The sequence below is a fragment of the Paenarthrobacter nitroguajacolicus genome, from assembly GCF_051027655.1.
GTDB lineage: Bacteria > Actinomycetota > Actinomycetes > Actinomycetales > Micrococcaceae > Arthrobacter > Arthrobacter nitroguajacolicus.
Window position 1 is genome coordinate 3,243,304 of the sequence record NZ_CP073234.1, and the last position, 21,077, is coordinate 3,264,380.

The 21,077-nt window shown below is 61.8% G+C and carries 26 protein-coding genes and 1 tRNA gene; 13 read left to right on the top strand and 14 right to left on the bottom strand.

Annotation, left to right across the window (positions count from 1 at the left end; genetic code table 11):
- The first annotated feature begins 11 nt into the window (after positions 1-11).
- Entirely contained in the window at positions 12-1,043 is a 1,032-nt protein-coding gene (locus tag KCX59_RS15365) for a nitronate monooxygenase (RefSeq protein ID WP_179019788.1), read from the top strand.
- Here KCX59_RS15365 and KCX59_RS15370 read toward each other — a convergent pair.
- The gene (locus tag KCX59_RS15370; RefSeq protein WP_091468826.1) at positions 1,018-1,992 is read right to left on the bottom strand and encodes a LysR family transcriptional regulator; all 975 of its coding nucleotides are present in this window, start codon (positions 1,990-1,992) and stop codon (positions 1,018-1,020) included. The genes KCX59_RS15365 and KCX59_RS15370 overlap by 26 nt on opposite strands.
- A 100-nt stretch (positions 1,993-2,092) precedes the next feature.
- On the opposite strand from KCX59_RS15370, the gene KCX59_RS15375 reads away from it, so the two are divergent.
- Genes KCX59_RS15375 through KCX59_RS15385 form a run of 3 tightly spaced genes read left to right on the top strand, consistent with a single transcriptional unit; the run spans position 2,093 to position 4,556 of the window.
- On the top strand, positions 2,093-3,322 hold the full coding sequence (locus tag KCX59_RS15375; protein WP_179019787.1) for an MFS transporter: 1,230 nt from the start codon (positions 2,093-2,095) through the stop codon (positions 3,320-3,322).
- Positions 3,323-3,353: 31 nt separating this feature from the next.
- Positions 3,354-3,995, top strand: a complete 642-nt coding sequence (locus KCX59_RS15380; RefSeq protein WP_091468831.1) for a TMEM175 family protein — start codon at positions 3,354-3,356, stop codon at positions 3,993-3,995.
- Between the two features lie 54 nt (positions 3,996-4,049).
- Positions 4,050-4,556: an Lrp/AsnC family transcriptional regulator gene (locus tag KCX59_RS15385; protein ID WP_026539896.1), complete on the top strand. Its 507-nt coding sequence runs from the start codon at positions 4,050-4,052 to the stop codon at positions 4,554-4,556.
- Between the two features lie 10 nt (positions 4,557-4,566).
- Here the strand turns inward: KCX59_RS15385 and KCX59_RS15390 are convergent, their stop codons facing one another.
- The gene (locus KCX59_RS15390; protein WP_178997085.1) at positions 4,567-5,802 is read right to left on the bottom strand and encodes an MFS transporter; all 1,236 of its coding nucleotides are present in this window, start codon (positions 5,800-5,802) and stop codon (positions 4,567-4,569) included.
- Between the two features lie 174 nt (positions 5,803-5,976).
- Between KCX59_RS15390 and KCX59_RS15395 the strand changes: the two genes are divergently transcribed.
- From KCX59_RS15395 to zapE, 4 genes are read left to right on the top strand one after another with little or no spacing between them, the layout of a single operon-like run.
- Positions 5,977-6,492 (top strand): Lrp/AsnC family transcriptional regulator, encoded by a 516-nt coding sequence (locus KCX59_RS15395; protein WP_179019785.1) that lies wholly within the window; start codon positions 5,977-5,979, stop codon positions 6,490-6,492.
- A 19-nt stretch (positions 6,493-6,511) separates the two neighbouring features.
- Positions 6,512-6,937, top strand: coding sequence for a DUF1761 domain-containing protein (locus tag KCX59_RS15400; protein WP_178997087.1), 426 nt, complete (start codon positions 6,512-6,514; stop codon positions 6,935-6,937).
- A gap of 10 nt (positions 6,938-6,947) precedes the next feature.
- The gene (corA, locus tag KCX59_RS15405; protein ID WP_178997089.1) at positions 6,948-7,943 is read left to right on the top strand and encodes a magnesium/cobalt transporter CorA; all 996 of its coding nucleotides are present in this window, start codon (positions 6,948-6,950) and stop codon (positions 7,941-7,943) included.
- Positions 7,940-9,088, top strand: coding sequence for a cell division protein ZapE (gene zapE / locus KCX59_RS15410; protein WP_370629254.1), 1,149 nt, complete (start codon positions 7,940-7,942; stop codon positions 9,086-9,088). Before corA ends, zapE begins: the two co-directional genes overlap by 4 nt.
- 41 nt (positions 9,089-9,129) lie before the next feature.
- Here the strand turns inward: zapE and KCX59_RS15415 are convergent, their stop codons facing one another.
- The 7 genes from KCX59_RS15415 to arr form a co-directional block, all read right to left on the bottom strand.
- The gene (locus tag KCX59_RS15415; RefSeq protein WP_179019784.1) at positions 9,130-9,660 is read right to left on the bottom strand and encodes a ferritin; all 531 of its coding nucleotides are present in this window, start codon (positions 9,658-9,660) and stop codon (positions 9,130-9,132) included.
- Between the two features lie 70 nt (positions 9,661-9,730).
- Positions 9,731-10,102, bottom strand: a complete 372-nt coding sequence (crcB, locus tag KCX59_RS15420) for a fluoride efflux transporter CrcB (protein ID WP_178997093.1) — start codon at positions 10,100-10,102, stop codon at positions 9,731-9,733.
- On the bottom strand, positions 10,099-10,542 hold the full coding sequence (locus tag KCX59_RS15425) for a fluoride efflux transporter FluC (RefSeq protein WP_091468850.1): 444 nt from the start codon (positions 10,540-10,542) through the stop codon (positions 10,099-10,101). The genes crcB and KCX59_RS15425 overlap by 4 nt, the downstream gene beginning before the upstream one ends.
- Positions 10,529-11,050, bottom strand: coding sequence for a universal stress protein (locus KCX59_RS15430; protein ID WP_179019783.1), 522 nt, complete (start codon positions 11,048-11,050; stop codon positions 10,529-10,531). The genes KCX59_RS15425 and KCX59_RS15430 overlap by 14 nt, the downstream gene beginning before the upstream one ends.
- Before the next feature lie 29 nt (positions 11,051-11,079).
- A complete protein-coding gene (locus KCX59_RS15435; protein WP_179019782.1) occupies positions 11,080-12,783 on the bottom strand; it encodes an ABC1 kinase family protein in 1,704 nt (567 codons plus the stop codon).
- A 4-nt stretch (positions 12,784-12,787) separates the two neighbouring features.
- Positions 12,788-13,324 (bottom strand): PadR family transcriptional regulator, encoded by a 537-nt coding sequence (locus KCX59_RS15440; RefSeq protein ID WP_091468858.1) that lies wholly within the window; start codon positions 13,322-13,324, stop codon positions 12,788-12,790.
- Between the two features lie 305 nt (positions 13,325-13,629).
- The gene (gene arr, locus KCX59_RS15445; RefSeq protein ID WP_179019781.1) at positions 13,630-14,040 is read right to left on the bottom strand and encodes an NAD(+)--rifampin ADP-ribosyltransferase; all 411 of its coding nucleotides are present in this window, start codon (positions 14,038-14,040) and stop codon (positions 13,630-13,632) included.
- A gap of 52 nt (positions 14,041-14,092) precedes the next feature.
- On the opposite strand from arr, the gene KCX59_RS15450 reads away from it, so the two are divergent.
- Positions 14,093-14,527, top strand: coding sequence for a GNAT family N-acetyltransferase (locus KCX59_RS15450; protein ID WP_179019780.1), 435 nt, complete (start codon positions 14,093-14,095; stop codon positions 14,525-14,527).
- Positions 14,528-15,029: 502 nt separating this feature from the next.
- Positions 15,030-15,497, top strand: coding sequence for a hypothetical protein (locus KCX59_RS15455; RefSeq protein WP_179019778.1), 468 nt, complete (start codon positions 15,030-15,032; stop codon positions 15,495-15,497).
- 56 nt (positions 15,498-15,553) lie between these two features.
- Here the strand turns inward: KCX59_RS15455 and KCX59_RS15460 are convergent.
- From KCX59_RS15460 to galU, 5 genes are all read right to left on the bottom strand, one after another.
- Positions 15,554-15,626, bottom strand: a tRNA-Ala gene (locus tag KCX59_RS15460).
- Between the two features lie 37 nt (positions 15,627-15,663).
- Positions 15,664-16,473 (bottom strand): SDR family oxidoreductase, encoded by an 810-nt coding sequence (locus KCX59_RS15465; protein WP_179019776.1) that lies wholly within the window; start codon positions 16,471-16,473, stop codon positions 15,664-15,666.
- A 6-nt stretch (positions 16,474-16,479) separates the two neighbouring features.
- A complete protein-coding gene (locus KCX59_RS15470) occupies positions 16,480-17,370 on the bottom strand; it encodes a hypothetical protein (protein ID WP_091468869.1) in 891 nt (296 codons plus the stop codon).
- A 145-nt stretch (positions 17,371-17,515) separates the two neighbouring features.
- Entirely contained in the window at positions 17,516-18,127 is a 612-nt protein-coding gene (locus tag KCX59_RS15475) for a GNAT family N-acetyltransferase (RefSeq protein ID WP_179019886.1), read from the bottom strand.
- Between the two features lie 11 nt (positions 18,128-18,138).
- Positions 18,139-19,074 (bottom strand): UTP--glucose-1-phosphate uridylyltransferase GalU, encoded by a 936-nt coding sequence (gene galU / locus KCX59_RS15480; RefSeq protein WP_178997109.1) that lies wholly within the window; start codon positions 19,072-19,074, stop codon positions 18,139-18,141.
- Between the two features lie 97 nt (positions 19,075-19,171).
- Here galU and KCX59_RS15485 point away from each other — a divergent pair, with 97 nt between their 5' ends.
- From KCX59_RS15485 to cpaB, 3 genes are all read left to right on the top strand, one after another.
- Entirely contained in the window at positions 19,172-19,786 is a 615-nt protein-coding gene (locus KCX59_RS15485; RefSeq protein ID WP_091468872.1) for a 5-formyltetrahydrofolate cyclo-ligase, read from the top strand.
- A gap of 154 nt (positions 19,787-19,940) precedes the next feature.
- Positions 19,941-20,210: an FmdB family zinc ribbon protein gene (locus tag KCX59_RS15490; RefSeq protein WP_179019774.1), complete on the top strand. Its 270-nt coding sequence runs from the start codon at positions 19,941-19,943 to the stop codon at positions 20,208-20,210.
- A 65-nt stretch (positions 20,211-20,275) separates the two neighbouring features.
- Positions 20,276-21,073, top strand: coding sequence for a Flp pilus assembly protein CpaB (gene cpaB / locus KCX59_RS15495; protein ID WP_179019772.1), 798 nt, complete (start codon positions 20,276-20,278; stop codon positions 21,071-21,073).
- Positions 21,074-21,077 lie beyond the last annotated feature (4 nt).

Consider the following 21,077-nt stretch of genomic DNA (forward strand, 5'->3'; position numbering starts at 1 on the left):
AGAAACCGCACATGCCTGAATCCCTGTTTGGTACACCGTTTGTTGCAGCTCCCATGGCCGGGGGAACGTCCACGCCGGCGTTGGTGAAAGCAGTTCATGAGGGTGGTGGACTGGGTTTCATCGCTGCCGGCTACAAGAGCCCCGAAGCCATGACGGCTGAAATTGCTGCCACGCGGGAACTTAATATTCCGTTTGGCATGAACGTGTTCGTACCGGACCCAAGCCAGCTCCCGCCCGGTCCTGAAGCACGGGCGGAACTTGAGGCATACCGGGCGGAACTGGAACCCGAGGCGGCCCGTTACGGCGTGACGCTACCTCCCCTCCGGCTCGATGACGACGACGCCTGGCAGGACAAGATCGATGCCCTGCTGGCCGACCCCGTGGAGTTCGTGAGCTTCGCCTTCGGCCTGCCGGGAAAGCCGGTGGTCCAGGCCCTGCAAAAAGCAGGCACCAGGGTCATTTCCAGTGTTACCAGTGTGGACGAGGCTCTTGCGGCTGCAGAGGAGGGCCCCGATGCCATCGCAGTGCAGCACAGCTCCGCGGGCGGACACACGGCAGCCTTCCTGCCTGGCCGGCAGGGACCAGCAGCCCGTACGACGGCGGAACTGGTGGCCCAGGTGCGTGCCGCCGTCGGACTTCCCCTCATCGCTGCCGGAGCCATCATGAATACCGCAGTGCTGCGCGACGTGCTGGCCGGTGGCGCGGTAGCAGCGCAAGTCGGGACCGCCCTGGTTCGGACTGACGAGAGCGGTGCACGGAAACCGCACAAGGACGCGCTGGGTGACCCTGCCTTCACGGGGACAGCAATGACCCGGGCATTCACGGGGCGCTGGGCACGTTCGCTGGTCAATGAATTCGTCCGCGACCATCAGGACGCGCCGGAGGGTTATCCGGCCATCCACCACCTCACCAGTCCCGTCCGGGCTGCATCATCCGCGGCAGGTGATCCCCATCGCCTCAACCTGTGGGCAGGGACCGGCTGGCAGCAGGCCAGGGAAGGATCTGCGAAGGACGTGGTCAGGGAGTTCCTGAACGGGCTCTGACAAGTTCGGCGAGCAAGTCGCCGCCCTCGGTGACCACGAGTTCCCGGAACAGCCTGACGGCGTCCGGTTCGAAACTCCGCTCCCTCCAGGCGATACCGATCTGCCGGAATGCCAGGTCCGATTCGATAGCGACTTCAACGAGCCCAAGTTCGGCCTCGGGAAGGAACTGGCCGGTCCCTGAACCGGGTCCCGCTGGCGGCAGGATGCTAAAGCCCAGCCCGGCCGAGACCAATCCACGGGCAGAGGTGGACTCCTGGACTTCAAAAGCAATCCGCGGCCTGAATCCGGCTTCGCGCAGGAGCGCTTCGCCCAACGCCCGAAGGCCCACCCCCTCCGGGAGGGTGATGTACGGTTCGTGCCGGAGTTCGGAGAGGCGGACGCTGGACTTTCCGGCCAGAGGGTGCCGGTAGTGCAGCACCGCGCGCAATGGCTCGCGGTACAAAGGCAGAGCACGAATACCCCGCCCCTCCGGCGCGATGGGTGCCGTCAACGCGAAATCCATGTCCCCGTTAGCCAGCTGCCTGAGGCAATCGTCGCGTGGACCCTGCCAGAGTTCGAACACCGTGTGCGGGTGGTGGGCGCGGAAGGCGCTGATGAGCAAGGGAAGGGTGGCTTCACCGAAGGTGTGTTGGAACGAAACCCCGATCCTGCCCCTCACAACGTCAGATTCGTGCCGCACCCTGTCCAGCCCGGCTTGGAAGTCCTCCAGCGCTGCTTCGATGTAGGGCAGCAGCGTCCGCGCGGCCGGTGTCAGGCGAATGCCACGACCCTCGCGGATCAGGAGGTCCATCCCCACGATGGCGCTGGCCCGTGCAACAGCCCTGCTCACTGTCGACTGTGGAACGCCGAGGATCTCGGCTGTTTCGGTCATGTGTTCCGTCCGGCCGAGTTCCGCCAAGACAGGCAGCAGAGGGAGCAGTTGAACGAGCTGTTGGTGATCGGGTTCCATAAAGCTCCATTATTGGCAGGATCAATTCATGCACTATTGCATCAATCCTAAGTGACCTATGCATTGGAACATGGTGTCCACCCAGCCCTAATCTGGCTCGGTGAGCAAAGCAACCTCCAAGCCCAGCACCGACTCCTGGGACGGACACGTCAAAGGTTCCCGCGGTTATAGTCGCGTCCTGGCCGCTTTGGCGCTTGCCGGGGTTGCGACCTTCGCGCAGTTGTACTCCACGCAGGCCGTACTTCCACTCATGGCCGCGGACCTCCGGATCACGGCGGCCGAAGCGGCCTTGAGCATTTCCCTCGCCACTGTGGGCTTGGCAGTCACTGTGCTGCCGTGGTCCTTTGTGGCCGACAGGATTGGCCGGGTCCGCGCCATGGCCATCGGCATCGCCGTCGCCACGCTCTTGGGGTTGCTGGTGCCTCTGGCACCCACAGTGCCCTGGCTGTTGGGGCTCCGAACTCTGGAAGGTATGGCCCTGGGCGGAATCCCGGCCATCGCCATCGCCTACCTCAATGAGGAAGTTACTAAAATCCATACCGCCCTCGCCGCGGGAACCTACGTTGCCGGAACTACCTTGGGTGGTTTGGCCGGGCGTCTGGTCGCCGGACCTGTTGGAGAACTTTGGGGGTGGCGCGCCGCGGCGCTGGCTGTTTCCCTGCTGGCCACCGCTTCAGCAGTCTTGTTCCTGGTTCTTGTTCCGAAGCAACGCCGGTTCAGCCCCGCCCCGCCCATGGGATTTCGCGGCGCCCTGCGAACCCTCGGCCGGCACTCGAGTAATCCCAAGTTGGTGTCGCTGTACCTGCAGGCCTTCCTGCTCATGGGTGGCTTTGTTGCCGTTTACAACTACCTCGGATTCCGATTGCATGCCGAACCTTTTGGACTTCCTGCCACCGTAGTCAGCCTAATTTTCCTGGCGTACCTATCCGGGACCATCAGCTCACGATGGGCCGCGGGGCTGACCACCAGGTTCGGTCGGCGGAACGTCCTGGTGGCAGGTATTGCCATCATGTCGGCAGGTTTGGCAATGACGTTGGTGGAGAACCTCGCAGCCACCCTTGCCGGGCTGGTGATCTTCACTGGCGGCTTCTTCGCTGCCCATAGCGTTGGGTCCGGATGGACGGGAGCTATCGCCACCACGGGCCGAGCGCAGGCAGCGTCACTGTACAACCTGTCCTACTACCTGGGTTCCAGCGTCATCGGTTGGGCCGGCGGACTTGCCTTTCAGGCGTTTGGGTGGCCGGCTTTGGCGTTGAGCGTCATCGCACTGTCATGTACGACGGCGGCAGTCACCTTGATAGTGCACCGCCCACGGCTAAACTCCCGCTGATTTCAGCCGGGCTGCCCCTACAATCGGAGGCATGACACAGGTCACGAAAAGCCGGGAACTGTCGTCGCCGGAGCGTTTGCAGGCGTTTACGGATGCCGTGGTGGCGATTGCTTTGACGTTGTTGATCCTGCCCCTCATGGAGAGTGTGGGTGAACTGGCGGACCACGACGGCACAACGGCCGAGTGGTTGGCGGAAGAACAGTACGCCCTGCTCGGGTTTGTCCTAAGCTTCATCCTGATTGCCGTTTTTTGGGTGCACCACCACAAGCTGTTCCGCAGCGTCAAGCGCGTGGACCCGGGCTTGTTGTGGCTGACGGTGGCATGGATGTTCACCATTGTGGTGATGCCCGTGGCCACATCACTGTCCACCCAGATGCAGTCTGACTGGGCGCAGCCCCTTGTCTACATTGGAACCCTGTTCGCCACCAGCCTCATGCTCCTTCTGGCCCGTGCCTATTTGCGGACCCACCCCGATCTCCACACCATGGATGACGCCGATGCGGTGTCAGGAATTCGAGCGAGCGGCATCGTTTCCGGACTTTTCCTGTTGGCGCTTGTTTTGGCCCTTGTCATTCCGGGCGCAGGAAACTGGCCGCTGCTGGTGATGCTGCTTAGTGAGCCTCTCCAACGGCTTGATCGGAGATGGGCCCGCCGACGCCCCGCCAAACGATAGTCACCTGAAGATTTCACGGATTAGGATGGACAAAAGGCAATTTCAGGAGGATCCGTGAGCAACCCCACGAAGAATGTTCGGTCAAGCCCGGGCAGCGCAGAGCCGCTCGACGCGATCGACGAACGAATCCTCGCCGCGTTGGTGGACGACGCCCGGATCTCCAACAAGCAGCTGGCTGAACTTGTAGGAATCGCCCCCTCCACTGCCCTGATGCGCACCAGGGCGCTCTCCGAACGGGGAATCATTGAGGGATTTGAAGCGGTCTTGAGCCTGCCGGCCATCGGCCGTTCTGTTCAGGCCCTCATTGCGGTTCGCCTCCGCGCCCATGACCGTGACCAAATCGACCGCTTTACGGCGCGGGTTCCCAAACTCCCGGCCGTCATTTCCACTTTCCACACCACCGGTTCAGTGGACTACCTGTTGCACATCGCCGTCGCCAATACGGACGACCTCCGCAACTGGCTCCTGGACAACCTCGCCACCGATCCGGTGGTGGGTCACACGGAAACCACCATGGTGTTCCAGCACATTCCCGGCAACCGGGGACCGCTGCCCGAATAAACGGAGCAGCTCAGGGACGCAAGGCGCTTCGAAGGGACACCGTCGCAAGCGACAAGGCGGCCAGGCCGCACAAAGCAGTGAAACCCACGACGGCGGGCTGCAGGCCGAGCGCCGAGACAGCCAGCCCCAGCCCAATCACCGGAACAGCACTCCCCAGATAAGTGATGACGTAGACGGTGCTGATGACCTGGGCGTGGCGGGCTGCTTCCACTTTCCCGGCCACTTCGTTGAATACCTGTCGAAAAGCAATCCCTTGTCCCACTCCGGCGGTGATGCTTGCTGCCACCAGCAACCAGGGGCTGGACCATGCTGCGGCGGCTCCCACCAAAACAACCGAGACCCCCAGTACGGCAAGCGCCACGGGGACAACGAAACGCCCGCGTGCACCCAGCAGTTGGCTCAGGGCTGACGCGCCCAAAGTGACGCCGGCAAGAAGTCCGATCAGCGGCCTGGAATCGGCGTGGACAACGCTGGCGAAATACCCGGGCGCCAAGGACAGGCAGAAGCCGAAGACCGCGAAACTCAGGAACCCGGTAGCCGAAGCCATCCAGAATGCTCCGCGCGCATCATGCGATATGGACGGTTTCCGGGGGGCAAGGACCTTCAGTGGCTTCGGTCCTTCCGCCGGCGCGATGGCTGGCCTGGCTTTCAGCAGCCACAAGGGAATGAGGGCAGCTACCAATACCGCGGAGTGCACATAGTACGGAGTGCGCGTCGGGTCCGGCAGGAGCGACAAGAGACCACCGATTGCAGGGCCCGCGGCCACGCCGCCGGCAGAAGAAAGCAACGTAAAGCGGGACGCCCAGTCGGGCCGCTGGGGCAGTAATTCGCGCAGTGCAGCCGAACTGGCTCCCGTGGCTAGGCCAACCGCTACGCCTTGCAGCGCCCGGCCCAGGGACAAGGTGATGAGAGTGTCCGCGTTCGCGAAGATGACGCCTCCCGCCAAACCGACGAGGACAGCGAGCACCAGCGCTGCCCTCCGCCCGATGTGGTCCGACCAATGGCCCGCCACCATGAGAACCGCTACGAGTGCGAGGACGTAGCTGGAGAACGCAACCGTCACGCCGAGCGAAGACATGCCGATCCTGGCTTGCAGCAAGGGGTACAAAGGCGTGGCCAGGTTGGCGCCGACCAGCAACGTAAAGATTACAACCCCGGCCAGGACCAACCTGGCAGTGGTGGAGGCATCCCATCCCCAGCGCCCGGCGGTAACCGGACGCATGCGGAGTTCGCTCAAGACAGTCATTTTCCATGCCTTCGGACTCGGTGGCCGGACTGTTTGTTTCCTTGTGAGAATTGCAGCCCAGCTATGTAGTGATGGCAATAGAATGCAGTAGCACTGATCTTTGAGGACTATCAGAATGCAAGAATTGAGCAGAATACTCAAACTAGTACGAGCCAAGTGAGCTGGAGTGACCATTTGAACACCCTTGACCCCCTGGACCTGAAGATCCTCTTGGAACTGATCAAAGACCCCCGCATCCAGATCGCGGAGTTAAGCGACGAACTGGGCATAGCACGCAATACAGCCCAAAGCAGGGTCAAGCGCCTTCTCCGTTCAGGCGTGCTGCAAGCCGCTGGGCGGGAAGTGGACCTCGAAAAGGTGGGCTACGACGTCGTCGCTTTCGTCACGATTGAAGTCAACCACCGGGAACTCGACGGCGTCATCGGCGCCTTGCGCCTGATCCCCCAAGTGTTGGAGGTCCATGAAATCTCCGGCCGCGGCGATCTGTGGTGCCGCGTGGTGGCAACGGATACACACAACCTCCAGTCAGCTTTGCGGTCAGTACTCCGTACTAAGGGAGTCATCAGGACCGAAACAGTGTTGGCCCTGCACACCCATATCCCGTACCGCACTGAGCCCCTCATCGGGAGAATGGCTGCAACACCAACACGGTCCAGGCAAGAAGGCCGGAGCGCGAGCCCAGAGACCTGAACGCACTAGGCTTTTATGCATGGATTGGCTCTCACACATCTCCCAGATCAACTGGCTCGCCGTACTTCTGGCCTTCGTTTCAAGCATGGTGATCGGCTTCGTCTGGTACATGCCGGCTGTACTGGGGCGGAAGTGGATGCAGGCAATCGGCAAAACCGAAGACGACCTCAAGAACATTGAAGGCGGCGCAGGCATCTGGGTTCCCATGATGGTGGCAGCTGCCGTGACCAGCATTCTCCTCGCTGTCCTCATCAGCGCCCTGGACCTCAACACTTTCCTTGCCGGCGGTTTCTTCGCGCTGATCCTTGCCTTGGTATTCCGCGCCGGCGGCCATGTCATTCATAACGGCTTCGCCGGGCGCCCATGGGCAGTGACCCTCATCGACTCCGGCCACGACATCGTGGCAATGACCGTCGCGGGCGCCATCATCGGGGCCATGCAGTAGCGTTCAACCAGTGACCATTATCGACAACGCCGTATATGTAGACGGCGTACGCACTGCCACCCCGCAAAGCCTCGAACAGACATTTGAGACACTCGCGGAACACGGCGGCATGGCTTGGATTGGCCTCTACCGTCCCACCAAAGACGAAATGGCCGCCGTCGCCGAAGAGTTCGGGCTTCACGAACTCGCCGTGGAAGATGCCGTCTCCGCGCACCAGCGACCCAAGCTGGAGCGCTACGACCACAACCTGTTTACGGTCCTCCGTCCGGCGCGGTATCTGGACGAAACCGAAACTGTGGAGTTCGGCGAGCTCCATGTCTTCACGGGACCGAACTTTGTGGTGACCATCCGGCATGCCGAAACCGGTGGCGTGGCCCGGGTGCGCAAGCGGCTGGAGGAACGCCCGGATCTCCTCCGCCACGGCCCGGAGGCGGTGCTGTACGCCCTCCTGGACCAAGTAGTGGACGACTACGCCCCTGTGGTTGCAGGTCTTGAAAACGACATTGACGAGATTGAGGACCAGCTCTTCAGCGGCGACAGCGCCGTATCTCGCCGTATCTATGAGCTCGCCCGCGAAGTCATCCAGTTCCAGCGTGCCATTCATCCCCTGCCGGACATGATGGTGCTCCTGGAGAAGGGCTTCGAAAAGTACGGCGTGGACATCGAGCTGCAGCGCTCCCTCCGGGACGTCGAGGACCACGTCCAACGCGTGATCTCCAGGGCAAACTCGTTCCGGGATCTCCTCCAAAACGCCCTCACCCTTGACGGCACGCTGACCGCCAACCGCCAGAACGAGGCCAGTGCTGCCCAAAACGAGCAGGTCAAGAAGATCTCCTCGTGGGCTGCCATCCTCTTCGCTCCATCCTTCGTGGCAGGCGTCTACGGAATGAACTTCGACCATATGCCTGAGCTGCATTGGGACTTTGGCTATCCACTGGCTGTTGGGCTCATGTTCGGCGCCGCATTGCTCATGTATGTCATCTTCAAACGCAAAGGCTGGTTGTGACGCCGCCGCTGAGGCCTGATCCGCGCACTCCGCGGGACGTCATGAGGACTTTGGTTGAGGGCATGGCGCACGACGCCGCGCGGTCGGGTTTTGAGCTCGAGTCCAGCCAGCGGCAAGCAGCCGAGCGACTGGCAGCCTTTGGCGCCCAAGTAACCCGCCGCCGTCGGGCGCTTCCCCGGAAGCCACCTCGAAGCCTATACCTCCACGGACCCGTCGGCCGCGGTAAAACTTGGCTGATGGACAGCTTCTACGGACGGCTTGAGGCGCGGAAGCGGCGTGTCCACTTCCACGATTTCTTTAGAAAGCTCCATAGCGGCGCGCATGCTGTGGAGTCCGGCAATGGACCAGCAATCCAGCAGTCAGTGGACGCGCTGCTGGACGACGTTGAGGTTCTGTTCTTTGACGAGTTCCACGTCCACGACATCGGCGACGGCATGTTCATTTCCCGTTTGCTCCGGGCCGCGGCGCAGCGTCGGATTCCCCTTGTGGTGACATCCAACTACGCACCGGACGACTTACTGCCCAATCCCCTATGGCATGACCATTTCCTGCCCACCATCGAGGCGATCAAGGAGATGATGGATACCGTGGAAATCAGTGGCGCCTCGGATTTTCGTCGCTATCCGGTTGCTGGAACCGACCCCGCTGCCGATAGTGGTGCGTTCCGCTCAGGCCGCATTATTTCCCCCGGCACACCCCGACAGCTGGGGCGCTTGGGCTTGTTCCAGCCAACGCCCCCGCAAAGCCGCGTTTTGACCCCCACCACCCAACCGATCGTGGTCAAGAACTCCGATCCGGATCTCCTGTGGGTTGGATTTGAGGAACTGTGCGGTGGGTTGACCTCGACGTCGGACTTTCTCGCCTTGGCTGAAACATTCAGGACATGGGTCATCGACGACGTTCCCTCGCCGGCCGATGATGCTGCGTCCGCGCCTGCTTGGCAGCGGTTCAGCAACGTGGTGGATGTCCTTTACGACCAGGACATCACGCTGTTCCTGGTGGGCGCTGGGCCTCTCGACTGGGACGTTGAGCCTAGCGGCACTGCCCTGCCGGTAGACCTTGCGCGCATCGCCAGCCGATTGTCCTTATTGAGCCGCTCCCATCCGGACAAGGACACGGACAGCGAAGAGGCCGCCGGAAGCTAAGCATCCAGCGGCCCCTTGAGGCACTTAACCGAGGCAGTTACCTAGATGACCCCGCCGGCGGCCGATGGCGCGCTGGTGTCGTGTCCGCCGTCGCCTACGGTTTCGCGCGCGACGTAGTTCTCGATGTCGAAGAGGTTCTCGGCACGTTCCGTGATGTTCAGCAACGTGGTCATTGAGGCAACTTCCTCGACCTGTTCCTTCAGGAACCACAGCATGAACTGCTCACCCAAAGCATCGCCCTCTGCACGGGCAACGCGGAACATCTCCTCAATGCTCCGGGTAACTTCCCTTTCCTGCTCCAAGGCGAGGGCGATGGGCTCCTTGGCGTTGCTGAAGTTGTTGCGCACCGGGGCGATACCCGGGATCTCCACGTGCACGTTGCGGTCCAGCATGTATTGGACCATCATCATGGCGTGATTGCGCTCTTCGAGGGACTGGCGATAGAAGTGACGGGCCAGCTGCGGCAAGTCTTCGCCATCAAAATACACAGCTACTGCGATGTATTGCTGGGAGGCCGCAAACTCATTGGCGACCTGGGCGGACAACAGCTCATTGAAAGTCTTCTTAGCCATGGCTCGATCCTACAGCCGGGCCATGACACTTTTGTGGGTGAGCTTCGCCACTGCTGGAGCCATAAACCGCTCAAGCGAGCAACAGGCCGAACCCCACTCCTGCCGCTGCAGCAAGAACGCTTGCCGCCATGGATCCCAAGCCGTTAATGAGCGCCAGGCCCGTCCTGCCACTTTGAATCAGCCGGATGGTCTCCAGGCTTGCCGTACTGAACGTGGTGTATCCACCGAGGAAGCCTGTTCCCACGATTAAGAACAGCGACTCAGGTGCTTGGCCCCGCATCAGCAGTCCGGCAAGGAACCCGAGCGCCAAGGAACCTGAGACATTGATCAGGATGGTTCCCCACGGGAGGGCCGTCTTGAAGCGCTGCCTAATGAAACCGTCAACCATGAACCTGACAGCTGCTCCGATTCCGCCCGCGAGCGCAAGGAGTACCACCGTCATTGTTGGCGTCCGGTTGCACGCCGATGGTGCCAGGCACCCAACCAGATGCCCGCAGTCGTGGCCGCGGCTCCACCGAGCAGGCTCACAGCCAAGTATCCGACAGCTCCAGGTGCCTCACCCACCGTAAACAAGTGAACTGCGTCCAAAGCGAGGGTGCTGTAGGTGGTGTATGCCCCCAGGAACCCCGTACCCAAGGCGAGCCGCAAAACCCGACGATTACCGACGTCGGACCCTCTGCGGGAAAGTCCTTCCAGAAGGGCGCCCAGTGCCAACGCGCCGGAGAGATTAATGACCAGGGTGGGAAGCGGCCAAGCATTTGGCGCCGGTATCACCAGTCCCAAGCCGTACCGGGCGAGCGCTCCGAACACCCCGCCCGCTGCAACTATGCCGATGAAGCCCCACTGACGGTGGAGTGCTTTTGTTGCCTCAGTCGTCGTCATCGTCGTCCGGGACCCTGGGGTTCACGGGGACAACGAGCACTGGCAGGTCTTGACGATGGAACAGATGCCGGGCCACCGAACCGGCCGTCAGCTCTTTGAGGGCGGCCGTCAGTTTATGCTCCCGTGTACCCACCACGATCATGGAGGCGCCGATATCCCCGGCCTCGCGTGCCAGAGCACGCGCGGGCTCCCCCGCGAGCGGCACGATGGACCACTCGACGTCCAGGCCATCCAGCTGGTGGGCAATGGTCGCCTTCAGTGATTCCGGAATGCCTTGGGCTCCGGCAACCCCATCCGGATCAATCGGGGCGGCCGGACCGCCCGCTGTTCCGTCCACGGGGTACACCGTGACATCCGCATAGGCGCAGACCAGTGGAACACCCGCGCCGGCGGCAACCTGTGCTGCCCGCTCCACAACGATGGCATGTTGCCCGGGCATCACCCCCACCAGGATGGGGCCGGACATGTTGCCGGAGGCCTCGGGACGTGGGGTGGGGGTCTCAGTCACAGGGCAATTCTACGACGACGACGGCTGGCTTAGAGATGACCCCGGCCCGGCCACAACCCGTAGAGCAGCGGAACCACCGACCCGATCATCAGCACATTGCCGAGCACTAGGTCGTCGGCCCTCATCACGGATCCGGCCACCAGCATTGCTCCGAAGATCAGCGCACCCACTGCTCGCTTTAGCAAGACCATAATGCGGGCCATTTGTTGTTCCAGCCGCCGGTTGGATACCTGCAGTGAGCCGTCCTCAAGCTTGGTGACCAGCCCGTCGAGCCTTTTCGGCAGGCGCAAGGCGACCGCAGCGGCGTCGAACGCCTGTGCAGCGACGTCATTGACGAGATTGCTGCGCTCATCCCGCAGCAATTGTGCCGCATACGGTTCCACGGAATCCCAAAGATTGAAACGGGCGTCCAGCGAACTGCATACCCCCGACGTGAGCGACATTGCGCGGATGATGAGCAGGAAATTTTCCGGCAACTGAAACGGAAGCGATCTGATCACGTTGCCGAACTCCGCACCAAAATCACGGAATTCCCGCGGATCCACATCGCGAAGTTCAGCGAAACCCATCCCGCCAAAACGCGCGAACAGCTGCGTCATTGCCCGCTCCAACTCGGCAGTATCAGCCGAGGGCATCAAGACGCCGACGTCGCTGATGGCGGCGACGAGGCCCTTTCCATCCCGCGAGGCAGCCGCGATCAGGAGTTTACGCAGTCCGCTCCTGGTCTTCGCAGGGACCTCGCCCATCATCCCGAAATCGATGAACGTCAGCTTCCATGGATGTTCCGCTGATCCGGCATTGGGTGTGACAAAGATATTGCCAGGGTGCGGATCGGCATGGAAGAAGCCGTTGGTGAACAACTGGTCAAACATCACGGAAGCGAAAACAGGGGCAACCGAGGCAGGGTCGATCCCCGCCATTCGCAGGGACTCCGCATCAGTGATCTTGATGGCTGTGACATCTTCCAAAGTGAGCACGCGGCGCGTGGTCCGTTCCCACACCACCCCCGGCACGGTTACCCGGGCGTCGTCGACGAAGTCAGCAGCAAAACGCTCTGAATTTGCCGCCTCATTCAGGTAGTCGATTTCCTCCAGACTGGTCTGGGCGAACTCTTTGATCAAGGCTGGCACATCAGCACGGTTTGAGACGATACGTATGCGGCTAAGCCAGCCACCCACTCTCCTCAGGGCAGCGAGATCTACGTCCACGATGGTATCGATGCCCGGTCTCTGCACTTTGAAGACCACGCTGCTGAGGCCAGTGTCTTCGGCGTTGCCGGGGAGCAATTTCGCCCGGTGGGCCTGCCCGAGTGACGCGGCTGCGATCGGCGTCTCCTCGATCGAAGCGAACACTGCTTCCAAAGGCGCACCCAGCTCGGCTTCAGCAAGCGCGCGAATGGCCGGGAACGGGACCGGCGGGACTTCGTCCTGAAGGCCCTCCAGCTCGGCAGTGATCTCCGGCGGGAGTACATCGAGCCTGGACGACATGAACTGGCCCACCTTGATCATCAGGCCGCCAAGCTCCACCGCAAGGCCATGGAAGCGTTGCGCGAAGCGCCGCATCCTTTGAGCCCGGTTGCGCTCAGTCAGTCGGCGCAGCCCGACTCGAGGCAGAAACAACTCGAACCACCAGGTGACCAGTAAATGCCATGCGGCAAAGCGCAGGATTCGGCGATAACGGGCTCGGGCTTCACCGGCCAAGGGATCCGTCCGGTTACGTCGAACCGACGTCACCCCTTCAGTCCTGGGCGAGGATCGAGTACAGCCGACGGCGTGCGTCTTCCAGCACCGTCACAGCTTCCTGCACCTGTTTTGGCGTTCCGGTGCGCCCCACCTGGGCCGCCGCCTGAGCAAGCTCTACCCCAGCCTTGGGCAGTGCGCCGAAGCCGGGAGTGTTGCCGGCGGACTCCCAAGGCGCTGCTGTTTCGGCACTTGCAACGTCCTCGCGGCCCGCTTCGGTGAGGGAGTAGATCTTGCGGCCATTTGATTCCTCAGTGCTGACAAAACCCTCATCTGCCAGCAACTGCAGGGTCGGATAAACGGAGCCAGCGCTTGGCTTCCAGCTTCCACCGCTCCGCTCTTCGATTTCACGGATGATCTGATAGCCGTGCATCGGACGCTCAGCGAGGAGGGCCAGAATGGCTGTCCTCAGCTCGCCCCGCCCAGCCCGGGTGCCTGAACGCTTCTCGAAGCGTGACCGGAACTCCTCCACGGCTTGCCACATGCCGTCCAGGTTGTTTCCCATAAATCCGTTTGCGGGGAATGAATTATGCATCAGGCTCACCTCGGTATGTCGCCAACGATACTGAACGATAGTTAACGATATACACGGTTTGTCCCTGAGACAATGGCAGGGCCCTTTGCGCAGGGCCGGACAGCACTTCTGGGTGATGCCGTCCGGCCCCTGCCGCGGATCCTTGGGCAGCCCCGGCCAACGAGGGGGGTCACTGGCCGTTGCGGGGATCCGCTGGGTCCAGTAAAGACGAGCCGCCAAGCCGGCACACGAGTAGTTGGTACTCGTCTTTTGCTGCTTCTGGAGGGGCCACTACCTGCCCTGAGCGCTTGCTTCGCGCAAAGCCGTTAGTTGATGATTTCGCCGCGTTCGTCCGCAACAATTGCCGCCAGTCGTTCCCGCCACTCTTCCAGCGCTTGGGGAGTCAGGCGAGTCCAGTCAGTCACTTCACCAGTGACCTTGAGCGGGGAGCTGCTGCGGAATGATCGGGTGGGGTTGCCCGGGAACTTCTTGTCGGTCACGTTCGGGTCGTCCTCGAATGCTCCGGTGGGTTCAACGGCATAGACGCGCGGTTCCCCTTCGCCGGCCGCCAGCTCGGCAGCCAGCCCCGCACCGTCCCGAAGAGCGGTGAAGTAAATATGGTTCATCACCACTTCAGGACGGTAGTTCGACCTGAAGCCTGGCCTCAGGAGATCGCCCTCCCGAAGATGGGCTTTGGTGCCGTGAAAGAACGGACCCTCGTCCAACGGTTGACTCACAGGTACAGCCTACTTGCACGCGCAGGCACCGCAATCGTGTAAGGCTGGTCGAATGCCTGCATTCACACTTTCAACCGATGGCACGGTATCTCAGACGGAATTGCTTTCTCTCTATGCATCGGTCGGCTGGTCCGCCTACACCAACCACCCACTCTTGCTCGATCAGGCGATCAGGAGTTCGTCCTTTGTGGTGGTGGCCAGGGACGAAGAAGGCGCGTTACTGGGCTTGGCCCGGGCGATCTCCGACGACGCCACCATTGCCTACGTCCAAGACATTCTCGTCAACCCCAGCTTCCAAGGAGCAGGCGTTGGTCGTGCACTCTTTGGCCAAATCCAAGAGAGATACCGGCACGTCCGGCAGACCGTCCTCATCACGGACGACGAACCGCGGCAGCGAGCCTTCTACGAATCGTTGGGGCTTACCGAGGGATCGGACTTCCGACCGGAACCTGTGCGGGTCTTCGCCCAGTTCCGGCGACCGCTCTAAAGCCGGCTCGTAGCCGCTCATCCGGGCAATGCGGGAGTCTTGATGATTTCCTGAGGAAGAGCAGGATTTGTTCTTGATCCGGGCCCTGCACAGTAGTTCTTGTCAGCCAGACGCAGCAACAGCAGGAGCCCCAGAGGTTCCACCCAAGGCCCCGGGGGCCGGCCCGTTTGCCCTTCAGGCCGGTCCCCGGTCCACTTTCCTGATCCAGTCTCATAGCCATTTCCTGAGCAAGTCTTGAGGCCGTTGCGCACCCTGCCTTGAGTCAGGCCGCCCAACAAAAGCAGAACGAACACGAGAAAGGAACGCCCTGCGACCGACAGCCGACCGCTGCTTGGCGTCACGGTCCAGCGTCTTCCGGGCAGCCCACGCCTCGTTGAACCGGCATCGGGGGTACTTTCATTCTTGAGCAGACCTTGAGTGTTCACCGAGGTCATTCCTGAGACCGCCCGGGCACACTTTTGGAGGGAGAGATCACCACGCTACGGGAACGAGGACCACACGCATGCAGTACAAGGGCATCATCTGGCAAGTACCGGCCATCATCCTGGCCGCGGTACTCCTCTTGATGGGTGCCCAGGTTTCACCCGCGCACGCGCAATTCAACGACACCGATGCCGGCGCAATGGCACTTACTGCCGCACGTATTCCGGCACCAGCAGCAAACACCGTGGCCGTGACCAAGAGCTGCGATTCCTTCCTCTGGTTCGCCCAAGCCAAAATCAGCGTCGGCAGCTTCCCGGCTGTTCCGTTCGCCAACTACCACGAGCTCAAGGTCATCGACCCGGATGGCGTCGTGCAGTTCACCGGCGACATGAGCAAGAGCTCCGGACGTTCCTACAGCTCCGGAATCCACAGCATAGGGGACTTGTCCGGCACCTGGACATACCAGATCCGTGGTTACTACAAGGTTCCCAACTCCACCAACTTCTGGGCCGGGCAGCCCCTCAGCGGCACGCTGAACTGCCCCTAAAGCGATTGATGGGAACGTTCTTCGGCGATGCGGACCACCGAAGGCCAGAAAATCTGTGGAGCTAAGGAGATTCGAACTCCTGACCTCTTCGATGCGAACGAAGCGCTCTACCAACTGAGCTATAGCCCCTGAACCAAGCCTCAACTGCCCGACCGGTTTCCTTAGGCTACAAACTTTCCCTGCGCTTTTCCAACCACGACACGAACGTCTCCGTGCCATACGGCTGCTCGGAGTTCACGTTGTGTCCGGCGCGAAGAAATTCACCCATCCTTCCGGGCAAAGGCAGCTCAATAATCTTGCCCCTCGAGCCCACCACCGATTTCCATGACTCTGCCATCTCCCTCATTGCCAGGGTTTCCGGGCCCGCAATTGTCACCACGAGATGCTCGGCATGCGAGTTATCCCGCGATTCACCCACCGCTGCCTCAAGCAACGCCGCTGCAACATCTGCCGGCGCGATCGACTGGAGTCTGACGGCTTTGAAGGTGGGAATCAGCCTTACCTTTGCACCGGCCGTGAAAATCCTTGCCACCAAGCCATGGAACTGCGTTGACCGGACCACCACGGTCTTCAATGGCGACTCCGCGTACTTCCGTTCCTTGGCGGCTTTGGAGGCGTAGTAGGAAACGGAGCTGAGATCACAGTTGATAATGGACAGAGCCACAGCTTTGCGGACGCCAGCCAGGTGCGCCGCAGCAAGAAGCCTGGCGCCGCCGTCGGCGAACTGCTTTTGGGCTTTACCGAACTGTCCCTCAAGGCAATCAATGACGACGTCGGCTCCCGCCACCGCGGCCGCCAGGCCATCCCCTGAGGTCACGTCGCCGGCGAAGTACGTGGCGCCGTCGTGGTGCTTCGGTGAGCCGGCAGGCGGCACATTGCGGCTCAGGACCGAAACCTGGTACCCCGCTGAAAGGGCGAGCCGGACAAGCTCATGACCTACCTGGCCCGTGCCACCCGCAACGCACAGCGTTGTCACGTGTGGTTAGGCGCGTCGACGCTGCAGGACATCGTCCAAGTTGCTCAGAGCACTGTGGCCCTTGGCGGATGCGACTACGGCGGCCGCAACCTCAGCCTGTTCAACGTTCTGCTTCAGGACAGGCTTGCCCACAGGCTTTGGTGCTTCGGGCAGATCCAAGGGCTCTGGAGCCGGACGCGGTGCTTTGGCAGCAGCCACGTAAGTGGGCTTCGGGACCTCGACTGGCTGCCAGGAGGCACCCTTCGAATCCTTCGTATTCTGAGCAGATTTGTCTCCCGCGGCAATAGCCACGGCCAGCGCTGCCTGCCGCAGTTCCACCGCGGATAAGCGAGCAGCCTCACGGCTGGTGGCTTCGGCGTCGAAAACCGTGGTTTCCTTCGACTCCACAGCCGGTTCCTTCGGCAGGTATCGCGCAGGCGTCGGGATGGGCGAGGCCTGAGCAGCACGGCGGGCCCGGCGTTCGCGAAGATCCCGCAGGGCCAGCTTCCGCAGCGTTACGACGGCGAGCACCGCACCGATGAGCGACACCAGCGGCAACCAGACAGAACCGATCCCAAGAATTCGTAGGACTCCGGACACCGCAGCTGTCACCAGCAGGGCAAGACCTGCCAGGGCCAGTGTTAGCCGGGCATAGCGGATAGTGAATGGAGTAGTGGGTACCTTCCCGAGGGCGGGCTCGGCCGCGCGGGATTCCTGGGGCGACGCCGGTGCTTCGCTATGCATGGTCTCCATCGGTTTCTCCTGCTGAGGTGCCAAAGTCAGTACCACCCCTGCCTGCGTTTCGTCTGGTTCGTCATCAAAAGCCTCTGCTGGAACACCGGCCGTTTGGACTTGTTGCCGCCTGTTCCGCAGAACATAGGGCGCCACCCAGACCATCCACAGCGCAACAGTGACCACGAGTATCACTGAGCTGCTGAGAGGGAAGTCCACATTCAAAACCGTAGAAGCAAATCTTCGGGTGCGGCGGCATTGCGGCCGGTGTGTCGCCCGCGAGTCCGCAAATGATTGGAGATACGGGCAAAAAGGCCGATGACCTGCCCGTTTATCCTCTGAGCCACCGGCACAGAAGTCCCTCTGGAACTTCCTCGGAGGTCAGTGCAAAGGAGCGGTGGTCAGCCCATTCGCCGTTGATGTGCAGGTAGCGCTCCCTGTAACCTTCGTCGCGGAATCCAAGCTTCTCCACCACCCGCAAACTCGCTGAGTTCTCGGGGCGGATGTTGATTTCCATACGGTGCAGTCCCAGCACCCTGAAACAGTGGTCTGTGGCCATCGCAACCGCTGTGGGAGCGATGCCGTGCCCGGCACGGTCCTTATCAACCCAATATCCGAGGGTGGCCATCATGGCCGACCCCCAAACGATCGATGAAACCGTCAGTTGCCCGACGATTTTCGGCTCACCAAAGCCATCGGTTCGCTCAACAATGAGGAATGGCAGGGCGGTGGACTGACGGGCTTGTTCATTCAAGGAACCCACCATTTGGCGGTAGCTGGGGAGGCGCCCACCCGGTGCCGGGTTGGACGCCTCCCATGGCGCGAGCCACTCGCTGTTCCGCGAACGGACTTCGGACCATTCCCGCTTGTCGCGGTAACGGATAGGCCGAAGCAGCAGGTCTCCGCTTTCCAGCGTCACCGGCCAGATCGCGGAGCCGTACATCATGAGTTTGTTTATTTGGGAAGAGCGGCTGTGAAGTTGGGCAGCCACTCGCGAAGCTCAGGACCGAGGTCTTCACGCTCGCAGGCAAGCTCGATGCAGGCCTTGAGGTAGCTGAGCTTGTCACCGGTATCGTAGCGACGGCCGCGGAAGACAACGCCGTAGACGCCATAGCCTTCGCCCTCGCCGGCAGCGAGAACCTCGAGGGCGTCTGTCAGCTGGATCTCTCCACCGCGTCCGGGTGCAGTCTTCTCCAGGACGTCGAACACGGCCGGGTGCAGGACGTAGCGCCCGATCACAGCAAGGTTGGACGGGGCCTCTTCCGGAGAAGGCTTCTCGACGAGCTGCTTGATGCGCACGTAGCCGTCCTCGCCATTGTCCTCAACATCAGCGCAACCATAAGCACTGATCTTGGACGGCTCCACCTCAATAAGGGCAACCACGGAACCGCCGGTCTTCTGCTGGACAGCGATCATTTCGCTTAGCAGGTCCTCGCGGGCATCGATCAGGTCATCGCCCAGCAGAACGGCGAAGGGCTCGTAGCCAACATGCTGCTTTGCACGAAGGACTGCGTGGCCCAGGCCGTTCGGGTCACCCTGGCGGACGTAATGAATGTCGCCGAGGTTGGTGGCGGATTGGATGGCCTCAAGCTTGGCGGTGTCGCCCTTTTCAGCCAAGGTGGCTTCCAGAGCGGGCACGCGGTCAAAATGGTCTTCCAGCGCGCGCTTGCTGCGCCCCGTGATCATCAGGACGTCGTGCAGGCCCACCTTGACTGCTTCTTCGACCACATACTGGATGGCGGGCTTGTCCACCACGGGCAGCATTTCCTTCGGCATCGCCTTGGTGGCGGGAAGGAACCGGGTGCCAAGGCCCGCTGCGGGGATGACGGCCTTACGGACAGCGTTGTTTTCTAGAGTCACCGGACTAATGTAACGGAAGGAACACATCATAGGCTAAACCCCTCGCCGCGGCGGGACGCACATTTCGTCTTGGTAGCGGACAGCCCCTGCTCTTCAGCGAGCGGGGAGAACCTCAGATTGGACACATATGGCATCCAAGGAAGACATCCGCAGCAGTCGGCGGCTGCACCGGCGGACACTCACTCCGGAGCACATAGCAACTGCTGGCGAGTCGCTTGCGCGGCATGGGACAGCCTGGGCAGCGGAGCTCTCCCCCGGCGGCGCAGCCACCTTTGCTGTGTACCTTGGCGTCGCCTTCGAGCCGCCCACTATCCCCCTCATCGAGTCCCTGCACGAGGCCGGGCATCAAGTGCTGCTGCCTGTTTGCGAGCCTGGCCGGCTACTGAGTTGGGTGTATTGGACGCCTTCCACGGCCTTTGTCAGGTCCGCCTATGCGCCCATAGACGAACCGGAGGGTGAACGCTTGGAAAGCACCGTGATTGCCAAAGCTGCCGGGATCTTCATGCCCGCCACAGCCGTGGATCGGGACGGAAACCGCATTGGCCAAGGCGGTGGCTACTACGACCGGCTTCTCCAAGGCCTCGATGCTGCCGGCCAGCGGCCGCCCACCATCGCAGTGGTGTACGACGACGATTTGTTGCCTTCAGGCTCGATTCCCGCCGAGGCATTTGATCGCCCGGTACGCCAGGTGCTGACCCCGTCGGGTGTCGTCCAACTCCACGACGGACCGGAGCCCGGCTGACAGCCTTGTCCCGGCAAGTGCGGTCCGGCACATCCGCTGGTACACCAGACAGGGACCAATGATAGAATTAGCACTCAGGCCCTGCGACTGCTAAGGCGGACATTCTCCGCCGGTGTTGCACAGGACCTGAACTTTGTCCTGAAGGAGGAACTCAGTGCCCACATACGCATACGCCTGCAAAGACTGTGACCATGCCTTTGACATCGTCCAGTCCTTTTCTGACAGCTCCTTGACGGAGTGCCCCGAATGCAAGGGCGCGCTTCGCAAGAAGTTCAACAGCGTTGGCGTCGTTTTCAAGGGCTCCGGGTTCTACCGGACTGATTCCCGCGATGCCAAGGGCAGCACGGTTTCGGCCGCACCAGCTTCACCCGCCGCTCCGGCGGCCCCGGCAGCAGCACCCGCAACTGCAGCCGCAGCCAGCTAAAAGGTTTTCCACATAAGGCACCGGACCGCTGTTTGCGGCCCGGTGCGACTGGCTAACGTGGCGGGATGTCATCTTCCTCCCGCAGAGCCCTCATTGCCCGCGCCGAGCGGTCAGCAGCAGCCGCCGGTGACTGGCCGCCGCTGAACCGCTCTCCTGCCCGACCATCCCGTTCCCGAGCCGGAGACACCTCGCGGTTCAGCCGCCGTCCAAGAGGTCATGTCGGTCAGCGGGGCGGATTTGGATCATGGATTTCACGCAACCGCCGCTTGGCCGTTGCGCTCCTGCTGTGCGTGGCTGCCGGCATCGCCGTCCAGCAACTCACTCCTGCGTCTGAGCAGCGCGTGAGCATCGTGGTAGCAGCCCGCGACCTGCCGACAGGTAGCAGCCTCACAGAATCTGATTTCACCAGCGTTGGAGTGCCGCCCGATCTCGCGATTACCGGATCGGTGCATAGTATCGGCACCCTTGTTGGCCGTCAGCTTGCTTCCCCCCTCCGCAGGGGGCAGATACCTACGGAGGCCAGCCTGCTGGGCCCGGGACTCCTGACGGGCGCACCCGTGGGCTCGGCAGCGGTCCCACTCAGGATGGCTGATCCCTCATCCATCCAGCTTCTCTCCCCCGGCCAGCTGGTTACAGTGGTCCTTACCGCGGCGGGCTCCTATGACGAGGCCCGGCAAAGCCAGGTTCTTGCGGGCCCGGTGCCCGTTCTATGGACATCAGCCCAAGGCGGCAAGCCCGGCGAATGGCTGGGGACAAGTGATACCGACGGCTTGGTAGTGGTGGCCGCCGATCCCCAACAAGCAGAAAAGCTTGCCGGCGCATCAACGCAAGGCAAGCTCTTCTTTGTTTTAGTCAGCCCATAGTGCG

Excerpts from the sequence above, each read along its gene's own strand:
- KCX59_RS15425 (WP_091468850.1), bottom strand. The coding sequence starts at position 10,542 with ATGACGACGACTGAGGCAACAAAAGCACTCCACCGTCAGTGGGGCTTC.
- KCX59_RS15380 (WP_091468831.1), top strand. The coding sequence starts at position 3,354 with ATGACACAGGTCACGAAAAGCCGGGAACTGTCGTCGCCGGAGCGTTTG.
- cpaB (WP_179019772.1), top strand. The coding sequence starts at position 20,276 with ATGTCATCTTCCTCCCGCAGAGCCCTCATTGCCCGCGCCGAGCGGTCA.
- KCX59_RS15475 (WP_179019886.1), bottom strand. The coding sequence starts at position 18,127 with ATGTACGGCTCCGCGATCTGGCCGGTGACGCTGGAAAGCGGAGACCTG.
- KCX59_RS15400 (WP_178997087.1), top strand. The coding sequence starts at position 6,512 with ATGGATTGGCTCTCACACATCTCCCAGATCAACTGGCTCGCCGTACTT.
- KCX59_RS15440 (WP_091468858.1), bottom strand. The coding sequence starts at position 13,324 with ATGCATAATTCATTCCCCGCAAACGGATTTATGGGAAACAACCTGGAC.
- KCX59_RS15485 (WP_091468872.1), top strand. The coding sequence starts at position 19,172 with ATGGCATCCAAGGAAGACATCCGCAGCAGTCGGCGGCTGCACCGGCGG.
- KCX59_RS15365 (WP_179019788.1), top strand. The coding sequence starts at position 12 with ATGCCTGAATCCCTGTTTGGTACACCGTTTGTTGCAGCTCCCATGGCC.
- KCX59_RS15370 (WP_091468826.1), bottom strand. The coding sequence starts at position 1,992 with ATGGAACCCGATCACCAACAGCTCGTTCAACTGCTCCCTCTGCTGCCT.
- KCX59_RS15415 (WP_179019784.1), bottom strand. The coding sequence starts at position 9,660 with ATGGCTAAGAAGACTTTCAATGAGCTGTTGTCCGCCCAGGTCGCCAAT.
- KCX59_RS15450 (WP_179019780.1), top strand. The coding sequence starts at position 14,093 with ATGCCTGCATTCACACTTTCAACCGATGGCACGGTATCTCAGACGGAA.
- galU (WP_178997109.1), bottom strand. The coding sequence starts at position 19,074 with ATGATGTGTTCCTTCCGTTACATTAGTCCGGTGACTCTAGAAAACAAC.
- KCX59_RS15390 (WP_178997085.1), bottom strand. The coding sequence starts at position 5,802 with ATGACTGTCTTGAGCGAACTCCGCATGCGTCCGGTTACCGCCGGGCGC.
- crcB (WP_178997093.1), bottom strand. The coding sequence starts at position 10,102 with ATGACGGTGGTACTCCTTGCGCTCGCGGGCGGAATCGGAGCAGCTGTC.
- KCX59_RS15455 (WP_179019778.1), top strand. The coding sequence starts at position 15,030 with ATGCAGTACAAGGGCATCATCTGGCAAGTACCGGCCATCATCCTGGCC.